This is a genomic window from Carbonicoccus niuqiaonis (genome assembly GCF_050157065.1).
Lineage (GTDB): Bacteria > Actinomycetota > Actinomycetes > Propionibacteriales > Propionibacteriaceae > Avipropionibacterium.
This window is the reverse complement of sequence record NZ_CP189573.1, coordinates 502,561-521,859: the sequence shown is the minus strand read 5'-3', so window position 1 is coordinate 521,859 and position 19,299 is coordinate 502,561. Positions and strand designations below refer to the sequence as shown.

The 19,299-nt window shown below is 70.2% G+C and carries 16 protein-coding genes; 7 read left to right on the top strand and 9 right to left on the bottom strand.

Features of this window, described 5'->3' with window-relative positions; translation table 11 throughout:
- Positions 1–64: 64 nt before the first annotated feature.
- Together ACQBAU_RS02315 and ACQBAU_RS02310 are read right to left on the bottom strand one after the other, a co-directional pair.
- Complete coding sequence (locus ACQBAU_RS02315; RefSeq protein ID WP_434548589.1) at positions 65–898, bottom strand: enoyl-CoA hydratase/isomerase family protein; 834 nt, start codon at positions 896–898, stop codon at positions 65–67.
- Between the two features lie 34 nt (positions 899–932).
- Positions 933–1,976 carry a LacI family DNA-binding transcriptional regulator gene (locus tag ACQBAU_RS02310; RefSeq protein ID WP_465259442.1) on the bottom strand — a complete coding sequence of 348 codons (1,044 nt, stop codon included), beginning with the start codon at positions 1,974–1,976 and terminating at the stop codon, positions 933–935.
- 104 nt (positions 1,977–2,080) lie between these two features.
- On the opposite strand from ACQBAU_RS02310, the gene ACQBAU_RS02305 reads away from it, so the two are divergent.
- On the top strand, positions 2,081–4,165 hold the full coding sequence (locus ACQBAU_RS02305) for an aldo/keto reductase (RefSeq protein WP_465255345.1): 2,085 nt from the start codon (positions 2,081–2,083) through the stop codon (positions 4,163–4,165).
- A gap of 776 nt (positions 4,166–4,941) precedes the next feature.
- Complete coding sequence (gene acs, locus ACQBAU_RS02300) at positions 4,942–6,903, top strand: acetate--CoA ligase (protein WP_434548592.1); 1,962 nt, start codon at positions 4,942–4,944, stop codon at positions 6,901–6,903.
- Between the two features lie 132 nt (positions 6,904–7,035).
- Here acs and ACQBAU_RS02295 read toward each other — a convergent pair whose 3' ends face one another.
- Both ACQBAU_RS02295 and ACQBAU_RS02290 read right to left on the bottom strand, forming a co-directional pair.
- On the bottom strand, positions 7,036–7,998 hold the full coding sequence (locus ACQBAU_RS02295; RefSeq protein ID WP_465255346.1) for a hypothetical protein: 963 nt from the start codon (positions 7,996–7,998) through the stop codon (positions 7,036–7,038).
- 88 nt (positions 7,999–8,086) lie between these two features.
- Entirely contained in the window at positions 8,087–9,199 is a 1,113-nt protein-coding gene (locus ACQBAU_RS02290; RefSeq protein ID WP_465255347.1) for a GntR family transcriptional regulator, read from the bottom strand.
- 187 nt (positions 9,200–9,386) lie between these two features.
- On the opposite strand from ACQBAU_RS02290, the gene nhaA reads away from it, so the two are divergent.
- The 3 genes from nhaA (at position 9,387) to ACQBAU_RS02275 (ending at position 12,165) form a co-directional block, all read left to right on the top strand.
- Positions 9,387–10,628 (top strand): Na+/H+ antiporter NhaA, encoded by a 1,242-nt coding sequence (nhaA, locus tag ACQBAU_RS02285; RefSeq protein ID WP_465259441.1) that lies wholly within the window; start codon positions 9,387–9,389, stop codon positions 10,626–10,628.
- A 132-nt stretch (positions 10,629–10,760) separates the two neighbouring features.
- A complete protein-coding gene (locus ACQBAU_RS02280; RefSeq protein ID WP_434548596.1) occupies positions 10,761–11,225 on the top strand; it encodes a phage holin family protein in 465 nt (154 codons plus the stop codon).
- Positions 11,226–11,256: 31 nt separating this feature from the next.
- Positions 11,257–12,165 carry a DMT family transporter gene (locus ACQBAU_RS02275; RefSeq protein WP_434548597.1) on the top strand — a complete coding sequence of 303 codons (909 nt, stop codon included), beginning with the start codon at positions 11,257–11,259 and terminating at the stop codon, positions 12,163–12,165.
- A gap of 8 nt (positions 12,166–12,173) precedes the next feature.
- On the opposite strand, the gene ACQBAU_RS02270 is transcribed toward ACQBAU_RS02275, so the two are convergent.
- Together ACQBAU_RS02270 and ACQBAU_RS02265 are read right to left on the bottom strand one after the other, a co-directional pair.
- Positions 12,174–13,556 carry a TIGR01777 family oxidoreductase gene (locus tag ACQBAU_RS02270; protein WP_465255349.1) on the bottom strand — a complete coding sequence of 461 codons (1,383 nt, stop codon included), beginning with the start codon at positions 13,554–13,556 and terminating at the stop codon, positions 12,174–12,176.
- A 38-nt stretch (positions 13,557–13,594) separates the two neighbouring features.
- Positions 13,595–14,317, bottom strand: a complete 723-nt coding sequence (locus ACQBAU_RS02265; RefSeq protein ID WP_465255350.1) for an HD domain-containing protein — start codon at positions 14,315–14,317, stop codon at positions 13,595–13,597.
- A 217-nt stretch (positions 14,318–14,534) separates the two neighbouring features.
- Between ACQBAU_RS02265 and ACQBAU_RS02260 the strand changes: the two genes are divergently transcribed.
- Complete coding sequence (locus tag ACQBAU_RS02260) at positions 14,535–16,181, top strand: extracellular solute-binding protein (RefSeq protein ID WP_465255351.1); 1,647 nt, start codon at positions 14,535–14,537, stop codon at positions 16,179–16,181.
- Positions 16,182–16,270: 89 nt separating this feature from the next.
- Here ACQBAU_RS02260 and ACQBAU_RS02255 read toward each other — a convergent pair whose 3' ends face one another.
- The 3 genes from ACQBAU_RS02255 to nth are packed head-to-tail and all read right to left on the bottom strand — an operon-like array spanning position 16,271 to position 18,396.
- Positions 16,271–16,990, bottom strand: coding sequence for an NUDIX hydrolase (locus tag ACQBAU_RS02255; RefSeq protein WP_465255352.1), 720 nt, complete (start codon positions 16,988–16,990; stop codon positions 16,271–16,273).
- 15 nt (positions 16,991–17,005) lie between these two features.
- Positions 17,006–17,668, bottom strand: a complete 663-nt coding sequence (locus ACQBAU_RS02250; protein ID WP_465255353.1) for a TlpA family protein disulfide reductase — start codon at positions 17,666–17,668, stop codon at positions 17,006–17,008.
- Entirely contained in the window at positions 17,665–18,396 is a 732-nt protein-coding gene (gene nth, locus ACQBAU_RS02245; RefSeq protein ID WP_434548603.1) for an endonuclease III, read from the bottom strand. The genes ACQBAU_RS02250 and nth overlap by 4 nt, the downstream gene beginning before the upstream one ends.
- 172 nt (positions 18,397–18,568) lie before the next feature.
- On the opposite strand from nth, the gene ACQBAU_RS02240 reads away from it, so the two are divergent.
- Positions 18,569–19,246: a Crp/Fnr family transcriptional regulator gene (locus ACQBAU_RS02240; protein ID WP_434548604.1), complete on the top strand. Its 678-nt coding sequence runs from the start codon at positions 18,569–18,571 to the stop codon at positions 19,244–19,246.
- Positions 19,247–19,299: the final 53 nt, after the last annotated feature.

Genomic DNA, 19,299 nt, shown 5'->3' with positions numbered 1-19,299 from the left:
GTCAGGGGGGCAGGTCATCCGACCGTCGCCCCGGGTTCGTTCGGCTGAGTGGGGGTGGGTCGGATCACTCGCCGCGGAAGGTCGGGGACCGCTTCTCGGTGAACGCGGCCACGCCCTCGGCGAAGTCCTGGCTGGTGGTGGTGAGCGCACCGCCCAACGACTCGCCCAGGTAGGGCGGGACGTCGCTGCCGGCGAGCGCGATCAGTTGCTTGGCGACGGCCTGGGCGTGCGGAGCGCCGCCGAGCAGTTGATCAATCAGGTCGGCAAGCGCGGCGTCGAGGCCGTCCGGCTCGGCGAGCCGGGTGCAGATCCCCCAGTCGACGGACTCGGCGCCGGTGAGCTGCCGTCGGGTCAGCACCAGGTCACTCGCCCGGGCCGCCCCGATCAACCGGGGCAGCCGGGTCGCGCCACCCCAGCCGGGGATGGTGCCGAGCCCGACCTCGGGCAGCCCGAGTCGGGCGGTCGTGGTGACCAGTCGCAGGTCACAGGCCAACGCCAGCTCCAGCCCGCCGCCGAAGGCGGGTCCGTCGATCACCGCCACGGTCGGCAGGATGCTCTGCTCGATCACCTCGTACGCCCGGTGGCCGCGGCGCAGCCACTCCCGGTGCATCTGCACCGGTGACATCGTCGAGAAGTGCTTGATGTCGGCACCGACGCTGAAGGCCCGGTCCCCCGCCGTACGGATGACCAGCACCCGTGCGGTGTGTGACTCCTCGGCGGCGGTCACCGCTGCGGCGAGGTCGGCCAGCAACGGCAGCGTCAACGCGTTCAGCTTGGCCGGACGGTTGATCGTCAGCGTGACCACCGCACCCTCGTGGTCGGTGGACACCTCGACCACGCCGTCCGGGTCCGTCGGTCCGGACCCCGCGGCCCTCGTGGTGGTGGCATCCCCGGTCATCGAGCTCCTCCAGTCCCGCTTCGGCGGTGGTTGATCATGGTGTGGTCACGAGCATCGGCGCCGGCCCGGTGGACCGGCGGATGATCAAGGTGGTCGGCAGCGGAGGGACCGGATCGGGTTCGCGTCCGGCCAGCAGGTCGAGGACGACCGCAGCACTGCGTTCGCCGAGCTCGGCGACCGGCATCCCGATCGTGGTGAGCTGGGGGGTGGCCACGATCGCCAGGTCCAGGTCGTCCCAGGACAGGACGCTGATGTCCTGGGGGATCTTGACTCCCTGTTCGCCGAAGTACGCCATCGCCCCCAGGCCGGTGCGGTCGTTGAACGCGATGAGGGCCGTCACGCCGTGACGGCAGGCCTCACGAGCCGCGGCCATCCCGGCCGGCGCGGTCGGCTCGTACGAACCGAGCATGATCATCTCCAGGTCACGAACACTCGCACCGCGTCGCAGCGCGGTGACCCGGGCCCGGTGCGAGGGGGACCGGGACGGCCCACCCATGAACGCGATACGTCGATGTCCCAAGCCTGCAAGGTGATCCAGGGCCTGCATGGCACCCTGCGACTCGTCGACGGAGATGTGGTGCAGGCCCGACGCACGCCGACCGGTGAGCACCAGCGGTTTGTCACCCAGCTCCTCGGCCAGCTCCACCAACTCCGACTTCGCTGCCCGGGAGGCACACATGACGACGGCGTCGGCGTGCATCGCCAGGTCCCGGGCGATCTGCAGTTCGTCGGCGGTCTCCTCACCGGCGTCTGCGACCAGCAGGTGATGGTCGGAGCTCCGCAACGCCCGCTGCAGGTGCTGGGCGATGCGCGCGAAGTAGGGGTTGGACAGGTCCGGTACGACGATGCCGACCGCCCCCATCCGGCCCGTGCTGAGGATCCGTCCCGACGGATTGCTGCGGTAGCCGAGCCGCTCCGCCTCCGCCAGCACGCGACGACGGGTCTCCTCCGACACCAGGTGATCGGCGCTGAAGGCGCGCGACACCGTCGACTGGGAGACGCCGGCAGCCCGAGCCACGACGGCGGAGGTGATCCTGACCACCCCGCCATTCTTGCATACGTATGCAGGCTTGACCATCGATGGTCTCATCGGCAGTGCTGGCTGGTCTCATCGGCAGTCGCCGGCTGGTCTCATCGGCAGTGCTGGCTGTCTCATCGGCAGTCGCTGGCAGACTGCCCCGGGTGAACCCGTCACCGTCGTCGACCACCCCGCCCAGCGAGCCCTCGGCCGGCCCACGCAACCTCCGCTGGGGCATTCTCGGCCCGGGCCGGATCGCCCGCGCCTTCGCCCGCGGCCTGGCCGCCTCCCGCACCGGTCGGCTGGTCGCGGTCGGCTCCTCCGACGAGGCCAGGGCCAAGGCGCTGCTCGACGAGGTCCCCGACGCCACGCACGGTGCGGCGGCCCGGACCTACGGCGGCGCCGACGGGGTCGGCTACCGCGCGTTGCTGGCCGATGCCGACGTGGACGCGGTCTACATCGCCACCCCGCACCCACAACACGGCCGGTGGGCGATCGCCGCCGCCCGCGCCGGCAAGCACCTGCTGGTCGAGAAGCCGATCACCCCGACCCGCGCGGCCGCGATGGCCGTGCTCGAGGCGGCCCGCGCCCATGACGTGTTCTGCATGGAGGCGTACATGTACCGCTGCCACCCGCAGACGCGCCGGCTGGTCGAGCTGGTCACCGACCAGGCGATCGGGCGGGTGCTGTCGATCCAGGCGCAGTTCTCCTTCGGTGCCGCAGCCGACCCGAGGTCGCGGGCCTACGACCCGGCTCTCGCCGGCGGCGGCATTCTCGACGTCGGTGGCTACCCGGTCTCGATGGCGCGGCTGCTGGCCGGGGCCGCGCTGGCCGCGGACGGGGAGCCGAAGCCGTACGACGAACCCGTCACCGTCACCGGTGCCGGCCATCTGGCCGAGACCGGGGTGGACGACTGGGCGGTGACCAACCTGGTGTTCGACTCCGGGGTGACCGCCCAGGTCGTCACCGGAGTCGGACTGGCGACCGACCCGGTGTGCCGGGTGTTCGGTGCCGACGGATGGTTGGAGGTGCCGAACCCGTGGCTCCCCTGCCGTGACGGCCGTCCCGCCGGCCTCGTGCTGCACCGACCCCACCACGCACCCGAGTCGATCGAGGTCGACACCCCCGAGCTGTACGCGAGCGAGGCCGACCACGTGGCCGTCCATCTGGCCGACCGCCAGGCGCCGGCGATGGACTGGAACGACACCCTCGGCAACCTGGCGGTGCTCGACAGCTGGCGCGACCAGGTCGGTGTGGTCTATCCCGGTGAGGCGCCGACCGACGAGTTCGCCCCGGTCTCCGGCGACACGATCCGGGTGCGGCGGGTCGCCCCGATGAGCTACGAGGCGGTCCCGGGTACCGAGCTGATCAGCTCGCGGGTCGTGATGGGGGTCGACCATCCCCGCTCGGCGGCCCTGACCGCCGTGTTGTTCGACGACTTCGTGGAGCGCGGCGGGAACGCGTTCGACACCGCCCATCTGTACGGCGGCGGGGTGCCGGAGCAGTTGTTCGGCCAGTGGCTGCGCTCGCGTGGCATCCGCGACCAGTTGATGATCATCGGCAAGGGCGCCCACACCCCCCACGTCACCCCGGAGGCGATCCACGCCCAGCTGGACGTGAGCCTGGAAAGGATGCAACTCGACCACGTCGACCAGTACTTCATGCACCGTGACGACCCCCAGGTCCCGGTGGGCGAGTTCGTCGACGCGATGGACGAGGAGTTCCGCGCCGGCCGGATCACCGCGTACGGCGGCAGCAACTGGTCGATCGAGCGATTCGAGGCGGCCAACGCGTACGCCGCCGCGAACGGGCGCAAGCCGATGACCGCGCTGAGCAACAACCTGTCCCTCGCCGAGGCCCTCGACGTGCCGTGGCGGGGCTGCGTGGCGATGACCGACCGCACCGCGAAGGCGTGGCTGGCCGAGACCGGGACCGCCATCTTCCCGTGGTCGTCCCAGGCCCGCGGCTTCTTCACCGGACGCGCCCACCCCGATCGCACCGACGACCCCGAACTGGTGCGCTGCTACTACAGCGACGACAACTTCGAACGACTCGCCCGGGCCGAGGCGTTGGGCCGGGAATTCGGCGTCCCGGCCACCGCCATCGCGCTGGCCTGGCTGCTGCACCAGCCGTTCCCGGTGTTCCCGCTGATCGGGCCTCGCCAGGTCTCGGAGACGGTCGGCACTCTGCAGGGGTTGACGGTCACGCTGAGCCAGGCCCAGGTCCGTCACCTCGACCTGCTCGACTGACCGGGTCGCTGGGTCGACTGACCGGGTCGCTGGGTCGACTGACCGGGTCGCTGGCTCGACTGACCAGGTCGCGGACGGTTGGTGACCGCTCCACCGCGGCTGCTCCAGGCTGCTGTGGCCACGCCCGTACCATCGGAGTCCCCCAGCTCGGGATCGATAGGGCACTTGGAGAGGCGACACGACGCCGGAGACCTCGCCACCTGCCCTCTCGGCGCGCCCTGGCCTCGCCAACTGCCCTCTCGGCGCGCCCGGGCCACGCCAACTGCCCTCTCTGCGTGCTCCAGCCTCGTCAATTCTGCCCTTTCGGGTGCGGCCGGGCCTCGCCAACCGCCCACTCGATCGATAGGGCGCTTGGAGAGGCCACGGGACGTCGGAGACCTCGCCACCTGCCCTCTCGACGAGCCCGGGCCACGCCAACTGCCCTCTCTGCGTGCCCTGGCCTCGCCAACTGCCCACTCGACGCGCCCTGACCTCGCCAACCGCCCACTCGGCGCGCCCGGACCTCGCCAACTGCCCTTTCGCGTGCGGCCGGGTCCTGGCCCTACGGCCCCTCGATCGATAGGGCGCTTGGAGAGGCGACGGGTCGTCGGAGACCTCGCCAACTGCCCGCTCGACACGCCCGGACCTCGCCAACTGCCCCCGTCGAGCGCGGGCTGAGACCCCGTGGCCCCGGTCGGAGTTCCGGCGTTAGGCTGAACCCAACCTGCGGGCGGCCGAAAGGTGGGCCGTGCGCGGCACATACGACCAAGAACCCTGCTCAACGAGGAGGCACACTCGTGTCCGACGACGCCCTGTCCAACCTGCTCCACGAGGACCGGCGCTTCCCTCCGCCGGCGGACCTCGCCGCGAACGCCAACGTCACCGCTGAGACCTACGCCGCGGCCGACGCCGACTTCGAGGGCTTCTGGGCCGAGCAGGCCAAGCGACTCAGCTGGGGCACCGAGCCCACCAAGACACTCGACTGGTCCAACGCGCCGTTCGCCACCTGGTACGAGGACGGCACGCTGAACGCGGCGTACAACTGCCTCGACCGTCACGTCGAGGCCGGCAACGGCGACAAGGTGGCCTTCCACTTCGTCGGTGAGCCCGGTGACACCCGCGACATCACCTACGCCGAGCTGACCAAGGAGGTCTGCCAGGCGGCCAACGCGCTGACCGACCTGGGCGTCGAGGCCGGCGACCGTGTGGCGATCTACCTGCCGATGATCCCCGAGGCGGTCGTGGCGATGCTCGCCTGCGCCCGGATCGGCGCCCCGCACACCGTCGTCTTCGGCGGGTTCTCCGCCGATGCCCTCGCCACCCGCATCAAGGACTGCGGTGTCGAGGTCGTCATCACCGCCGACGGTGGCTACCGTCGCGGCTCGGCGGCCGCGCTGAAGCCGGCCGTCGACGAGGCACTCACCGAGTGCCCGGACGTGAACCACGTGCTGGTGATCAAGCGGACCGAGCAGGAGACCGCGATGACCGAGGGTCGCGACGTGTGGTGGCACGACGCCGTCGGCAACGCCTCGCCCGAGCACACCCCGCAGAACTTCCCGGCCGAGCAGCCGCTGTACATCATGTACACCTCCGGCTCGACCGGGCAGCCGAAGGGCATCCTGCACACCACGGCCGGCTACCTCGTCGGCTGTGCATACACCCACTGGGCGGCGTTCGACCTCAAGGACGACGACGTGTTCTGGACCGCGGCCGACATCGGCTGGGTGACCGGGCACTCCTACCTGGTGTACGGGCCACTCGCCAACGGCGCCACCTCGGTGATGTACGAGGGCACCCCCGACACCCCGCACAAGGGTCGCTGGTGGGAGATCATCGAGAAGTACAAGGTCACCATCCTGTACTGCGCCCCGACCGCCATCCGGACCTTCATGAAGTGGGGTGCCGACATCCCCGCGAAGTTCGACCTGTCGTCGCTGCGGGTGCTCGGGTCGGTCGGCGAGCCGATCAACCCCGAGGCCTACGTCTGGTACCGCACCAACATCGGCGGCGACAAGGTGCCGGTCGTCGACACCTGGTGGCAGACCGAGACTGGGATGCACATGATCAGCCCGATGCCGGGCGTCACCGAGGGCAAGCCGGGTGCGGCGATGAAGGCCGTCCCCGGTGTGGTCGTCGACGTCGTCAACGACGAGGGCAAGCCGGTCGGCAATGGACACGGCGGCTACCTGGTCGTGACGAAGCCGTGGCCGGCGATGTTGCGTACGATCTGGGGCGACGACCAGCGGTTCAAGGACACCTACTGGTCTCGTTTCGAGGGCGTCTACTTCGCCGGTGACGGTGCGAAGAAGGACGAGGACGGCGACATCTGGGTGCTGGGCCGGGTGGACGACGTGATGAACGTGTCGGGTCACCGGATGTCGACCACTGAGATCGAGTCGGCCCTGGTGTCGCACGAGCGGGTGGCGGAGGCGGCCGTGGTCGGTGCGACCGACGAGACCACCGGGCAGGCGATCGTGGCGTTCGTCATCCTGCGGGCCGGCGAGGGCGAGACCGCCGACGACGCCGAGACGATCGTGCAGACGCTGCGCAACCACGTGGCCAAGGAGATCAGCCCGATCGCCAAGCCGCGGCAGATCATGGTCGTCGAGGAGTTGCCCAAGACCCGGTCGGGCAAGATCATGCGGCGCCTGCTGCGTGACATCGCCGAGAACCGCGAGCTGGGTGACGTCACCACCTTGCAGGACTCCTCGGTGATGAACCTGATCAAGGACAACCTGGAGTCGTCCAAGGAGGACTGATCACCAACGGGTCGTCCCGGCCCGGTGACAGCGGTCGAGCCTGTCGGAACCCTGCGGTTCCGGCAGGCTCGACCCGTTTCAGGCTCGCCCGTCAGCCGTTCGCGGTCGTGTCGGCCTCGACGGGCGTCGTCCTCAGCCGGCGGCCGGTGCCGTCTCCGCCGGCATGGCGGCAGCCACCTGGTCGACGGCGGTCAGCAGCCGGTCACGCTCGGCTGTCAGGGTCGGGTACCACGGGGCGGTGAGGTAGCCCTTGAGTCGCGACGAATCGATGACCGCGTTGCCGTGGGTGACGGTGTCACCCATGTTGGTGTCGTTGCTCCAGTTGGAGCCGGTCGGGATCTGGTCGAAGCCGGCCCGCTCGAGGGTCTCGTACGCACGGACGTAGCGGGCGTGGCTGTTCGGCTCGTCGAACGCTCCGGCGGGGAACTCGAAGTCGTCCCCGTAGTACCAGTTGCTCTGCATGATCGACTTCGGCGTGTTGGCCAGGTACTCCTCCTCGTGGTGCCAGATCCGGTCGGACCACATCCACGGTCGACAGCCCGCCGCCTCCGCCGCATCGGCGTAGAACCGCAGGTCGTGGTACCACAGCTCGAACTGCCGGATCACCACCTGGGCGAGCTGTTCCTGGTGGTGCAGGGTCTCCTCGTCCATCCCGATGTGGAACAGCGACGGCTTGTCGAAGATGGCGGCAGCCTCGGTGATCAGGTCGGAGCAGACCGCGTAGTACGGCTTGGAGGAGATCATGAAGGCGTACTCCCCCAGCCAGGCGTCGTGCGAGGCCGAGAAGTTGAGCTTCGGGATCGCCTCGATGCCGAGGCCCCGCAGCCGAACCACCTCCTCGGCCATCTCGGCCGGGGTCCAGGCCCCCTCGGCCGCCAGCTCCGGGTGGGAGTCGAAGCGGATGCCCTCACCGATGTCGATCACCAGTTGGTTCATGCCGACGTCGGCCATCCGGGCCGTCAGCTCGTCCCACATCGGTCGATCGACGCGCAACGTGTCGGACTTCGCCCGGTACGGATTGATCTTGATCTTCGTCGAGTTCGGGCGGTCGTCCCACATGTTGAATCCCAAGTGGGCAAGCAGTCCCCAGTACATTCGTGCACCTTTCGTCGGTTGGGTGTTTCGTTGGTTGGGTGTTTCGTTGGTTGGGTCTTGGTTGGTGCTGAGCGGGCGTCGGGTCGGCTCACCGTTCCGGCGTGCACGAGTCGCGCACCACCAGGCGAGGTTGCATCTCGGCATGGCAGATCGCAGCCGCGGCGCCGTGGGTGATCTGGTGGACGAGGAACTCCGCGGCCCGACGCCCCACCTCGAACTTCGGCGGCGACACCGTGGTCAGGGGTACGGCGGCCAGGTCGTGGACCGCATCGTCGTACGCGATCACCGACACGTCGTCGGGGACGCCCAGCCCGGCGGCCAGCAGGGCCGGCAGCAGCAGCAACGCCTTGCGATCGTCCATGCAGAGCACCGCGTCGACCTTCGACTCCCGACACGTGGTGACGTAGTCGGTGACGTCCTGCCTGGTCCACGGTCGACGCTCGACGAGGGCCCCGGGGACGGTCGGCAGGTCGAAGGCGGTCAGCGCACGGCCGAAGGCGTCGCGGACGTCACCGGAGTTGGCACCGTGGGTGCCGAAGTAGCCGACGCGCCGCCGACCCAGTTCCACGAAGCGGCGGACCGCGATGTGGGCCGCACTCTCCCGATCCGTCGCGACGTAGCTGGTCTGCTCGGCGGTCAGTGTCGGCGGTCGGCGGTCCACCAGCACGATCGGCACGCCGAGCCCCTGCAGCCGAACAAGGTGTTGCTCGGGATCGTCGCACTGGTGGAACGACGGGGACAGCACGAGTCCGCGTACGCCGAGGGTGAGGAGCTCGTGGCACCGCTCCAGCTCCAACGCGGGCTCGAAGGTGGAATAGCTGATCAACACCTGCCAGCCGGCCTGCCGGGCGCCCTCCCCGATCCCCTCGACGATGCCGGGGGTGTAGTACTTGGCGGCCGGCAGGACCACACCCATCAAGGGCTTGCCGGGCCCGGGGCCGTTGGGTCCCGGGATGTCGATCAGGTAGGTGCCCGACCCCTGGGCGCGCCGGACCAGCCCGGCCCGCTCCAACATCCCGACCGCTCGCCGGACCGTGTTGATGCCGACGCCGTGGCTGACGGCGAGTTCGCGCTCGGTCGGCAGCCGGTCACCGATGGCCCACTCGCCCGCGCTGATCCGGCGTAGCAACGCATCGGCCACGGCCTGCGACTTCAAGAGTCGCCCGGGTTGGCTTCCCGCCGGGTCACTCGTACTGCCCACACAGCGAAGCCTGCCGACACCACCGGAGCCCGTCAACGGCCGAAGCGACGCAATTGGGAATGACTTGGGTCACTGACGAACGACTTGCACCGTACGGCAGTCTCCTGCCCCACGGCCGTACAATCCTGCGAAGGAGCGCCTGGAAGCCCGGTCGGCACGACCTCGTCAATCCTGAAAGGACCCCAGGATGGACACCTCTCAACCCGAACCGCCGGACACCGGACCATCACGGCGCCGTCGGCTGACCCTGTTCGGGGCGCCTGACAACCAGGATCAGGTCGCGGTGGCGGACCTGCTCCGCAGCGTCACTGTCGGCGGTGTGCTGATGCTGATCGCAGCGGTGGCCGCCCTGCTGTGGGCCAATCTGGCGCCGGGCTCGTACGAAACGGTTCGTGAGTTCCGGATCGGGCCGATGTCGGTCGGTCACTGGGCGTCCGACGGGCTGCTGACCATCTTCTTCTTCGTCGCCGGGCTCGAGCTGAAGCGCGAGTTCCGCGCCGGGTCGCTGTCGAAGCCGTCCCAGGCCTTGGTGCCGATCGTCGCCGCCGCCTGCGGCATGGCGGTGCCGGCCGGCCTGTACGTGGCGTTGAACCTCGGGCCCGAGGGCAGGCTGGAAGGTTGGGCCATCCCGATGGCCACCGACATCGCCTTCGCGCTGGCGATCCTCGCGGTCGCCGCCCCGAAGCTGCCGTCCAGCCTGCGTGCCTTCCTGCTGACGTTGGCGATCGTCGACGACCTGGGGGCGATCCTGGTGATCGCGGTGGTGTTCACCAGCCAGGTCAGCTGGCTCTCGCTCGGGTTGGCGCTCGGCTGCGCGGTGGTGTGGTTCGTGTTGCAGCAGGCCCGGCTCGACAAGTGGTGGCTGCACCTTCCGCTGTTCGTCGCGTGCTGGTGGTTCATGTACGACTCGGGCGTGCACGCCACGATCGCCGGCGTGCTGTTGGGCCTGTTGACCCGTACCTCGCCGGAGGAGGCGCACGACCCGGTGGACCGCTGGGAGCACTTCTGGAACCCGATCTCGGCCGGGCTGGTGGTGCCGCTGTTCGCGTTGATGGCGGCGGGGGTGCACTTCGACCTGACGATCGCCAGGGAGGTGTTCACCACACCGGTGACGCTGGGGATCGTGGTCGGCCTGGTGGTCGGCAAGACGATCGGCGTCACGGCAGGTGCCTGGCTCACCTCCAAGGTCACCGGGGCCGAGCTACCCGCCGACATCCGCTGGCGCGACATCATGAGCCTCGCCGCCCTGGCCGGGGTCGGCTTCACCGTCGCGCTGTTGGTCGCCGAACTGGCGTTCCCGAACGAGCCGGACCTCGGGGACCGGGCCAAGGGTGCGGTGCTGGTCGCCTCGGTCATCGCCGCCGTCCTCGGCACGATCCTGTTGCGGAGTCGGACCCGGGCCCGGGTCCGCGCCGGTGTGCTCGAGTGACCGTCGGCAGCGTCGTTCACACGGGCCGGACCGGGACACGTCCGGCAGCGGCCCGCTCGGACCACTATTGTCAGTACTGATCGATCCACGACCTGTGCCCACCCGGCGCGGGCCAGAGCGAGGAGCTGACCGATGACTGAAGCTGGCACCGACCGCATGCCGCCGGCCGCCGAGCGCGGGGTCGGCGACATCGTCAAGAACATCGTCGACGAGGCGCAGGTCCTGATCAAGTACGAGGTGGAGCTCGCCAAGGCCGAGCTGATGCCCTCGGCCAAGGCCGCCGGCAAGGCCGGTGGCATGTTCGGTGGCGCCGGGGTGCTGGCGCTGTACGCCCTGGGCCTGATCTTCATCGGGTTGTCGGTGCTGATCGGTGATGCCCTCGGCCGGGTGTGGCTCGGGTTCCTGATCATGGCGGTGGGACTGCTGGTCATCGCCGGCATCCTGGGACTGATCGGCAAGTTGTCCATGGACAAGGCGGACTTCTCCGCGACCCAGACCAAAGCCTCGGCCCAGGCATCGGTCAACGCCGTGAAGGGTGCCCTGAACCGCGCCACGGTCGCGGCGAAGACCCCGGCTCTGGAGAAGCGTCACGACTGAACAGCACGCCCGTCACCTCCCCGTCCTCGGGGTGGCCGCGGGCCTCGTCGCCGGTGCCGTGGTGGCCGCCCAGGCCCGGTTGAACGGCGAGTTGGCAGCACAGTTGGGCGACCCGTTCCTGGCTGCCCTGATCTCGTTCCTGGTCGGTCTGGTGGTGATCACCGCCATCACCGTCGGCAGACCTTCCGGTCGTCGTGGGATCAGGTCGGTGGCCGAGATGGTACGCACCGGGTCGCGGCCGCGGTGGTTCCTGGCCGGGGGCGCCTGTGGCGCCTTCCTGGTGCTGACCCAGAGCGTCACGGCCGCCGTGCTCGGCGTCGCCCTGTTCACCGTGTCGGTGGTGGCCGGGCAGACCGTCGGCGGGCTGGTGATCGACCGGATCGGGATCAGCACCGCCGGGCCGGTGCGGCTCAGTGGTCAACGCGTGCTCGGTGCCGTCCTCACCCTGGTCGCGGTGGTCGTGTCGATGTCGGGCCGGCTCTCCGGCGACGCCCCGTGGTGGCTGATGGCGATGCCGGTCGTGGCCGGACTGGGCGTCGGACTGCAGGCCGCGGTGAACGGGCAGATCGCCGCGATCTCGAACGTCGGCACCGCCACCTGGGTCAACTTCCTGGTCGGGGCGGTGTTGCTCACCGCCGGTTTCGTCGTACACGGCGTCGTGGTCGGCTGGCCGCAGCAGTTCCCCAGCCAACCCTGGCTGTACGTGGGCGGCCTGATGGGGCTGGCGTACATGGGGATCAACGTCGCCCTGGTCCGCCATCTGGGCGTGTTGGTGCTGGGGATGGCGGTCATCGCCGGCCAGCTCATCGGGTCGCTGCTGCTCGACCTGCTGCTCCCGGTGGCCGGCCAGGGCGTGGGATGGCCCACCCTGGCCGGGACCGCACTGGCGCTGGTGGCCATCACGATCACCACGGCCCGCCGGCGAGGGCGGGCTCGCTGACCGGCGGGTCAGCGACAGAGCACGTGGGCCAGGCCGCGCCGCAGGTCGGGATGGCTGAACCGGACCCCCCACGACAAGGCCCGGTCGGCACTCAGGCGTTGGGAGGCCAGGGCCAGCTGCTGTGCCCCCTCGGGGCCGAGCATCGCGGCCAACGCGACGGGTGGGACGCGGACGACCGACGGCCGTCGCAGCACCCGCGCCACCGCCCGGCTGTGGTCCTGCCCGGTGACCGGGTTCGGCGCGACGGCGTTGACCGGTCCGGCGAGGCCGTCGGTGAGGGCGACGTGGGCGTACAGGCGTACCAGGTCGTCCAGTGTGATCCACGACAGCCAGTTGTCGCCCCGACCCAGCGCGCCGCCGAGCCCGGCCAGAAACAACGGCCACTGCAGCATCAGCGGCCCACCACCGGCCGACTGCACGATGCCGGTACGGACGTGCACGGTACGCACCCCGGCCTCGCGGGCGGGGTCCGCCGCAGCCTCCCAGGCCCGGCACACCCTGCCGAGGAAGTCGTCGGCAGCCGGTTCGTCCTCGGTCAGTGCCGGGGCGTCCTGGCCGGTCGAGGCGGCTGCCCCGTACCAGCCCGCGGCCGAGGCGACCACGAACGCCCGGTCCCGACCGTCCGCGGCGAGTTCGGCCAATGCCTCGGCGAGCAGCCGGGTCGAGTCCACCCGGCTGGACAACACCCGCCGCTTGTGACCGGCGGTGAACGGACGACCGATGGGCTCACCACCGAGGTGGACCACCACGTCGACCCCACGCAGGGCCTCCGGGTCGAGCTCGCCGCGGGAGGGGTCCCAGCCGATGGTGTCGTCGCCGGTCGTGCCACCACGGACCAACCGGACCACCCGGTGCCCGCCGCCGCCCAGCAGGGCGGTGAGCTGGCGACCCACCAGCCCGGACGCCCCGGTGACGGCGATCGTGCGGGGCTCGCGATGGGTGGCGTGGAAGGCGAGGTCGTCCACCAGCTGACGGGCGCGGAAGTCCCACAGCCGGTGCAACTGGGACTCCACCGTCTCGCGGGGCAGCAGCCGGGTCGGCGGCTCGTAGGTGATGGTGTCGGTGATCAGGGTGCCACCGTCGACGTCGTCGAACTGGTGGCGGTGGTGCCACGACGCCATCGGGCCCGACTCCATCACGTCGGTGAACGACTCGGGTGCGACCACCTCGACGGTTCGGGCGCGCCACGCGAAGCCGACCGCGCCACCGGTGCCCGGCACGCCCGCAACCACCAGGTCGGCGGTCTCGCCGGCCACCAGGGCGGGCACCTCACGGCGGGCCGAGCCCGGACCGGGTGCGGTCAACCGAGTGAGCGCACCGGGGCGGGTGTGCCACGCGAACACCTCGTCGCGGGGATGCTCCAGTCGGGTCTGGCGGACGAACTCGGGCATGACCACTCCTCGTTGTGCAGGGACGTCTCCGGTGTTGATCAGGTGACCGCCGTGTCAGCCCGATGATCACGGTCGGCCCGATGATCATGGTCGGCTCGATGATCATGATCAGTGTCGGGGACCGTTGCGGCCAGCCGCTCGATCTCCGCGTGGAGGTTGACCTCGGCCTGCGCCTGCAGTCGCCGCCCCGCGACGGTCCGGAACAGGGGCCGCAGCAGCAGGTCCCGCAGGATGGCCGTACGCCCGGTGGCGAACGCGGCGTCCGGTACGGCGGCGTACTCCTCCCGGACGGCCCGGGTGTAGGAGAGGTACTCCGCCGGGTCCGCCCCCAGAATGGCCAGATCGGCATCACACAGCAGCGCCCCGTCTTGGTCGCCCTCGGCCACCTCGTGCCCGGCGGTGAGCAACACCAGTCGGGCCACCTCCGCCGCGGTGTCGGCCCCCAACGGCCCGGTCAGCTCCCACCGGGCGAGTTCTGCCGAGGCCCGTTCGTTGCCACCCGGGCCGGCGCCCCCCGCGCCGGGCCCGATGTCGTACACCGCGTCGTGGTACCAGGCGGCGAGCTTCACGGTGCGGATGTCATGGCCGGGCTCGGCGAAGTCGTCGATCGACGCAAGCACCCGGGCCAGATGGTCGGGGGTGTGGTAGCGACGGTGCGGTTCCGACCAGCGACGGAGCAGGGCCTTCCCCAGCCCGGGGTGACCCGGCAGGAGGTCGGCCCATGCCCGGCACAACGCGGCCTTCGTGGCAGTGGGCGTCATGGCCACCTCCGGGCCGGTAGCGGACGGCGAACGGAACCGTCCGACGTGTTGGCCGCCACGATAACAAGCCCCCGTCCGGGAGGTAACAAGATGGCGATGACCGTTGACAGGGCCCGGTGCCGGCCAGACACTGGGCGCACAACCCACAGTTTCGGTTGGTGTCCAATGAACCTGGCTGGACGCCTGTATCGAACCCGAGAGTAAGGACATCGTTGTCATGAGCAGAAACCCCATCACTTCCCCGGGCCTGTCCCGCCGCGCCCTGCTGGCCGGAGCGGCAGGTGTCGCCGGCGCCATCGGCCTTGCGGCGTGTGACTCCGGTGGCGGCGGAACGGGCAGCGGTGAGCCGGGCGGCAACGCCGAGCAAGCAGGAAAGGTCCCCACGTTCGTGCCGTACGCCGACGTCACGCCCGACCTGCCCGGCACCGCCGAGGGCGTCGCCCCGGTGTTCTACAACTTCCCGAGCCCGCCGAGCGAGCGCCCCGGGTTTCCCCTCCCGGGCGGCGAGCCGTTCACCGCGCTGATGCAGTCGCTGCCGCCGGAGATGCCGCCGGAGCAGAACGAGAACTACAAGAAGTTCGCCGAGGACATCGGCACCACCTTCGAGGTCATCCCCGGCACCTACGTCAACTACACCGAGAAGTTCCAGGTGACGATGGCCGGTGGTGACATCCCCGACCTGGTGCAGCTCATCGCGGTGCCGGAGTACCCGAAACTGTTGGAGACCTACTTCACCGACCTGACCGACATCCTCGGCGGTGACGGGGTGAAGGACTACCCCGGCCTGGCCAACATCCCCACGCCCACGTGGAAGATCTCGACCATCAACGGGCGCATCTGGGGCATCGCCCAACCGCGTCCGCCGGCCGGGGTGACCGTCAACTACCGCGGCGACATCTTCGAGGAACGGGGCGTCGACCCCAACGTCACCGTTGCCAACGGTGAGGAGTACATCGAACTGCTCAAGTCCCTGACCAACAAGGACAAGAACGAGTTCGCGATGGGTGCCGACCCGGTGGGGTGGTTGCTGCGGACGACGCAGACCATGTGCGGCACCCCCAACGGCTGGAAGGAGGAGGGCGGCGTCTTCACCCACGAGTACGAGACCGAAGAGTACGAGATGGCACTGACCAAGGCCGCCGAGATCATCGCCGCCGGTTGCCTGCACCCGAACTCGTTCTCCGACACCGCCAGCAACTCCGCCTGGTACAAGTCCGGCGTCAGCGCGATGTACGTCCAGTCCTTCGTCGGCTGGGGTGGCAACGAGCGCAGCAATCCGGAGTGGAAGAGTGGCAACCTCGAGCTGCCCAAGTGGGACGGTGGCGGCATGGCACCGATCCGCAAGTCCGTCGCCGGCTACTATGCCCCGATCGGCATCAAGAAGACCGACGACGACGCCCGGGTTGAGCAGCTGCTGCGGATCGCCGACTACATCGCCTCCCCGTTCGGCACCTCGCAGTACCTGCAGGTGAACTACGGCAACGAGGGCTACAGCTGGGAGTACGAGGGCCCGAACCCGAAGAAGATCACCGACTCCCCCGCCATCGTCCCGCTCACGTACAACGGTGGCAACAGTGGTGCGATCCTGTTCGGCCAAGGCGTCGAGGAGTCGGTCCAGAAGCAGCACGACTACCTATCCCGCGCCATCCCGGCCGGCAAGGACGACGCCTCGGAGGGTCTCTACTCCGAAACCTTCAATTCCGAAGGTGCCAAGCTGACCAGCGCCTCCAAGGACGTCATGCGCGGCGTCCTGCAGGGCACCATGGGCATGGACGCCTGGCGCGGGTTCGTCAAGGAGTGGCAGGACAAGGTCGGCAACAAGTCGCGAGAGGAGTACGCCGAGGCGCTGGCCGCCAGCCAGTGATCAACTGACGCGTCGAGCGCACCACCACGCCCGTCGAGCTTGTCGAGACGCCCCTCGACAAGCTCGGGGCGTGACGGTGCGCTCGGGGGTCAGTGTTGGTCGTGGGGGTTGGTGCCGGCCACGCGGCGGACGTCGCGGAGGAAACGCTGGGGGACCTCGATCTCCCGGGACCGGTCCCAGGGCCGGGTCCACCCGGCGAGGTCGAGCACCCCGTCGAGCAGGTGGGCGGTCAGCCCCCACACCAGCAGGCGTTCCCCGGTGTCGTCGGTGATCCAGAAACCGGGGCCCCGGTAGCCCGCGCGAAGCCGTACGGTGACCCGGTTGTCGCTGTTGATCAACTCCGACAGTGGCTCGACCACCACCTGCGCCACCTCGGCGGGGTCGTTCACCCCGACCGGTCCGGGGGTGTGCCACCAGCCCACGACCGCGGACACGTCGTAGCCGCTGACCGCGACGTGCGCGGCCGGCACCACCCCCAGCACCGCGACGTCGTCGCGGTCCAGCCCGGTCTCCTCCTCGGCCTCCCGCAGGGCCGCATCGGCGACGCCGGCGTCGGCCTCGTCGATGCCACCGCCGGGGAAGGCCAGCTGCCCGGGATGGTTGCGCATGGTGTGCGCCCGTTCCACGAACAGCACCGACGCATCGGCGACCTCGGTGCCCGACACCAGCACGAGCACCGCCGCCGGCCGACCGCCCCGCCCGGGCCGCTGCCGTACGACATCGCCGGCGGCCGAGCGGTCGGCCAGACCGGCGTGCAGGCGGGACAGCCAGCCCGGGACCGCCCCGGCCGGGAGCGCTTCAGCCGACATCGGCGTCACCCGCGATCACGGCACCGCCAGATGCTCGGCGACCAACCCGGCGAGTTGCTCGGCCGAGGTGAACATGCCCACGTGGCGGTGGGCGAGCCGGCCGTCCGCGGTCACCAGCAACGTCATCGGCGGGCCGACGATCTGGAACGGCACCTGCAGTTGCCGGTCCTCGTCGGCCACCTGTGGGTAGGTCCACCCGGCCTCGGCGGCGAAGTCGATCGCGTAGTCGGGACGTGGATCCTGGTAGTCGACACCGAGGAAGGACACCTGCCCTGCCAACTGCTTCGACACCGTCGCCAGGTGCGGTGCCTCCTGGCGGCACGGTGGACACCACTGGGCCCAGATGTTGATCACCCACGGCGTCCCGCGCAGTCCGGCCAGCCGGACGGCCGACCCGCCACCCAGACAGGGCAGGGTGATGTCGGGCAGTCCGTCCTCCCGTGCCGGGACGTTCGGGTCCGACACCGGGCAGGCGGCGATCCCGGCGGCCTCCTTGCGCTCGGCCAACTCGGTGGCGACCGGTGCCGGCGGTTCCGCACCGCTCGTCGGCGGCGCCGCTCCCGTACGACGGGTGACCGGCCCGGCACCGGAGGTGCAGCCCGCAAGCCCGAGCGATGCGACGCCGAGCGCGGCCGCACCGAGCAGCGACCGGCGGCCGACCGGCGAGGGGCTCGTCATCCGCGCGGCTCCCGGACCAGCTTGGCCGCCTTCTCAGGATCGGTCTCGCCCTCCCCGAACGAGGGGCACCACGTGGCGACCGGGCAGGCCCCGCACGCCGGGTTGCGGGCGTGGCACCGCCGCCGGCCGTGCCAGATCACGTGGTGGCACAGCATCACCCAGTCCTTGCGCGGAAACAGCTCACCGACCTCGGCCTCGACCGCATCCGGATCGGTCTGCTCGGTCCAGCCGAACCGACGGGCCAGTCGACCGAAGTGGGTGTCGACGGTGATGCCCGGCACGCCGAATGCGTTGCCCAGCACGACGTTGGCGGTCTTGCGCCCGACCCCGGGCAGCGTCACGAGTTGGGCCAGCGTGCCCGGCACCTCGCCGCCGAACTCGTCGACCAGCCTGACGCCCAGCCCCATCAGGGTGTTGGTCTTGGCCCGGAAGAATCCGGTCGGGCGGATCAGTTCCTCCAGCTCCTCGCGGTCGGCGCCGGCCAGCGCGGCGGCATCGGGAAAGCGGCGGAACAGCTCCGGGGTCACGAGGTTCACCCGCTTGTCGGTCGACTGCGCCGACAGGATCGTGGCGACCAGCAGTTCGAACGGGTTGGTGAAGTCGAGCTCGCAGCGCGCGTCGGGGTAGGTCTCGGCCAGCACCCGGTTGATCTTGCGGGCGCGACGGACCAGGGCCGTACGGCTCTCGGCCGGTCGGGTCGAGGTGTTGGCGGCAGGCGCTGGACTCATGACAAGCAGCCTACGTCCGGCCTGTGGACGTGCCAGCCGGAGTGACGTAGCGTCACGGCGGGAGAACATCGGTGACGCACCGAGGGTCGGTGGAACAGACCCCATGTCGTTGCCGTCGCTTCGGCGGTAGCCTAGGCGGAACTGGGGAACAAGATGTTAGGGGCAAACTCGCGTGGATCCCGATGTACTGCGGCAGGCTCCGCTGTTCCAGGGCCTGGAGAGCGAAGCCGCATCGGCACTGGCGGCAGCCATGTCCACCATCCACCTCGACCGCGGCGCAGTGCTGTTCCACGAGGGTGACACCGAGGACCAGCTGTACGTCGTGGTGAGCGGCAAGATCAAGCTCGGCCGTTCCGGGTCGGCGGGCCGGGAGAACCTGATCGCGGTGCTGGGGCCGGGCCAGATGTTCGGCGAGCTGTCGCTGTTCGACCCGGGCCCGCGGTCCTCCACCGCGACCGCGGTGACACCGGCGGAGATCCGCTCCCTCGACCACGACGAGTTGATCAAGTGGCTGACCGGTCGCCCCGAGGTGGCCCGGGCGTTGCTGGCCCAGCTGGCCGGCCGGCTGCGCCGGGCGAACGACGTGGTCGCCGACCTGGTCTTCTCCGACGTCCCGGGCCGGGTCGCGAAGGCGCTGCTCGACCTCGCCTCCCGGTTCGGCGAGGAGACCGCCGAGGGCGTGCACGTCCACCACGACCTGACCCAGGAAGAGCTCGCCCAACTCGTCGGCGCCTCCCGGGAGACCGTCAACAAGGCGCTCGCCGACTTCGCCACCCGCGGCTGGATCCGACTCGAGCCCCGGTCGGTGACGATCCTCGACGTGACCCGGGTCGCCCACCGCGCCCGCTGACCCGCCCCGCCGGCGCACCAGTCATCCGACCGGTCACCCAGCGCACCCACTGC

Coding starts and splice junctions, on each gene's coding strand:
- ACQBAU_RS02315 (WP_434548589.1), bottom strand. CDS start 898: ATGACCGGGGATGCCACCACCACGAGGGCCGCGGGGTCCGGACCGACG.
- ACQBAU_RS02310 (WP_465259442.1), bottom strand. CDS start 1,976: ATGGTCAAGCCTGCATACGTATGCAAGAATGGCGGGGTGGTCAGGATC.
- ACQBAU_RS02295 (WP_465255346.1), bottom strand. CDS start 7,998: ATGTACTGGGGACTGCTTGCCCACTTGGGATTCAACATGTGGGACGAC.
- nhaA (WP_465259441.1), top strand. CDS start 9,387: ATGGACACCTCTCAACCCGAACCGCCGGACACCGGACCATCACGGCGC.
- ACQBAU_RS02280 (WP_434548596.1), top strand. CDS start 10,761: ATGACTGAAGCTGGCACCGACCGCATGCCGCCGGCCGCCGAGCGCGGG.
- ACQBAU_RS02270 (WP_465255349.1), bottom strand. CDS start 13,556: ATGCCCGAGTTCGTCCGCCAGACCCGACTGGAGCATCCCCGCGACGAG.
- ACQBAU_RS02265 (WP_465255350.1), bottom strand. CDS start 14,317: ATGACGCCCACTGCCACGAAGGCCGCGTTGTGCCGGGCATGGGCCGAC.
- ACQBAU_RS02260 (WP_465255351.1), top strand. CDS start 14,535: ATGAGCAGAAACCCCATCACTTCCCCGGGCCTGTCCCGCCGCGCCCTG.
- ACQBAU_RS02255 (WP_465255352.1), bottom strand. CDS start 16,990: ATGTCGGCTGAAGCGCTCCCGGCCGGGGCGGTCCCGGGCTGGCTGTCC.
- ACQBAU_RS02250 (WP_465255353.1), bottom strand. CDS start 17,668: ATGACGAGCCCCTCGCCGGTCGGCCGCCGGTCGCTGCTCGGTGCGGCC.
- nth (WP_434548603.1), bottom strand. CDS start 18,396: ATGAGTCCAGCGCCTGCCGCCAACACCTCGACCCGACCGGCCGAGAGC.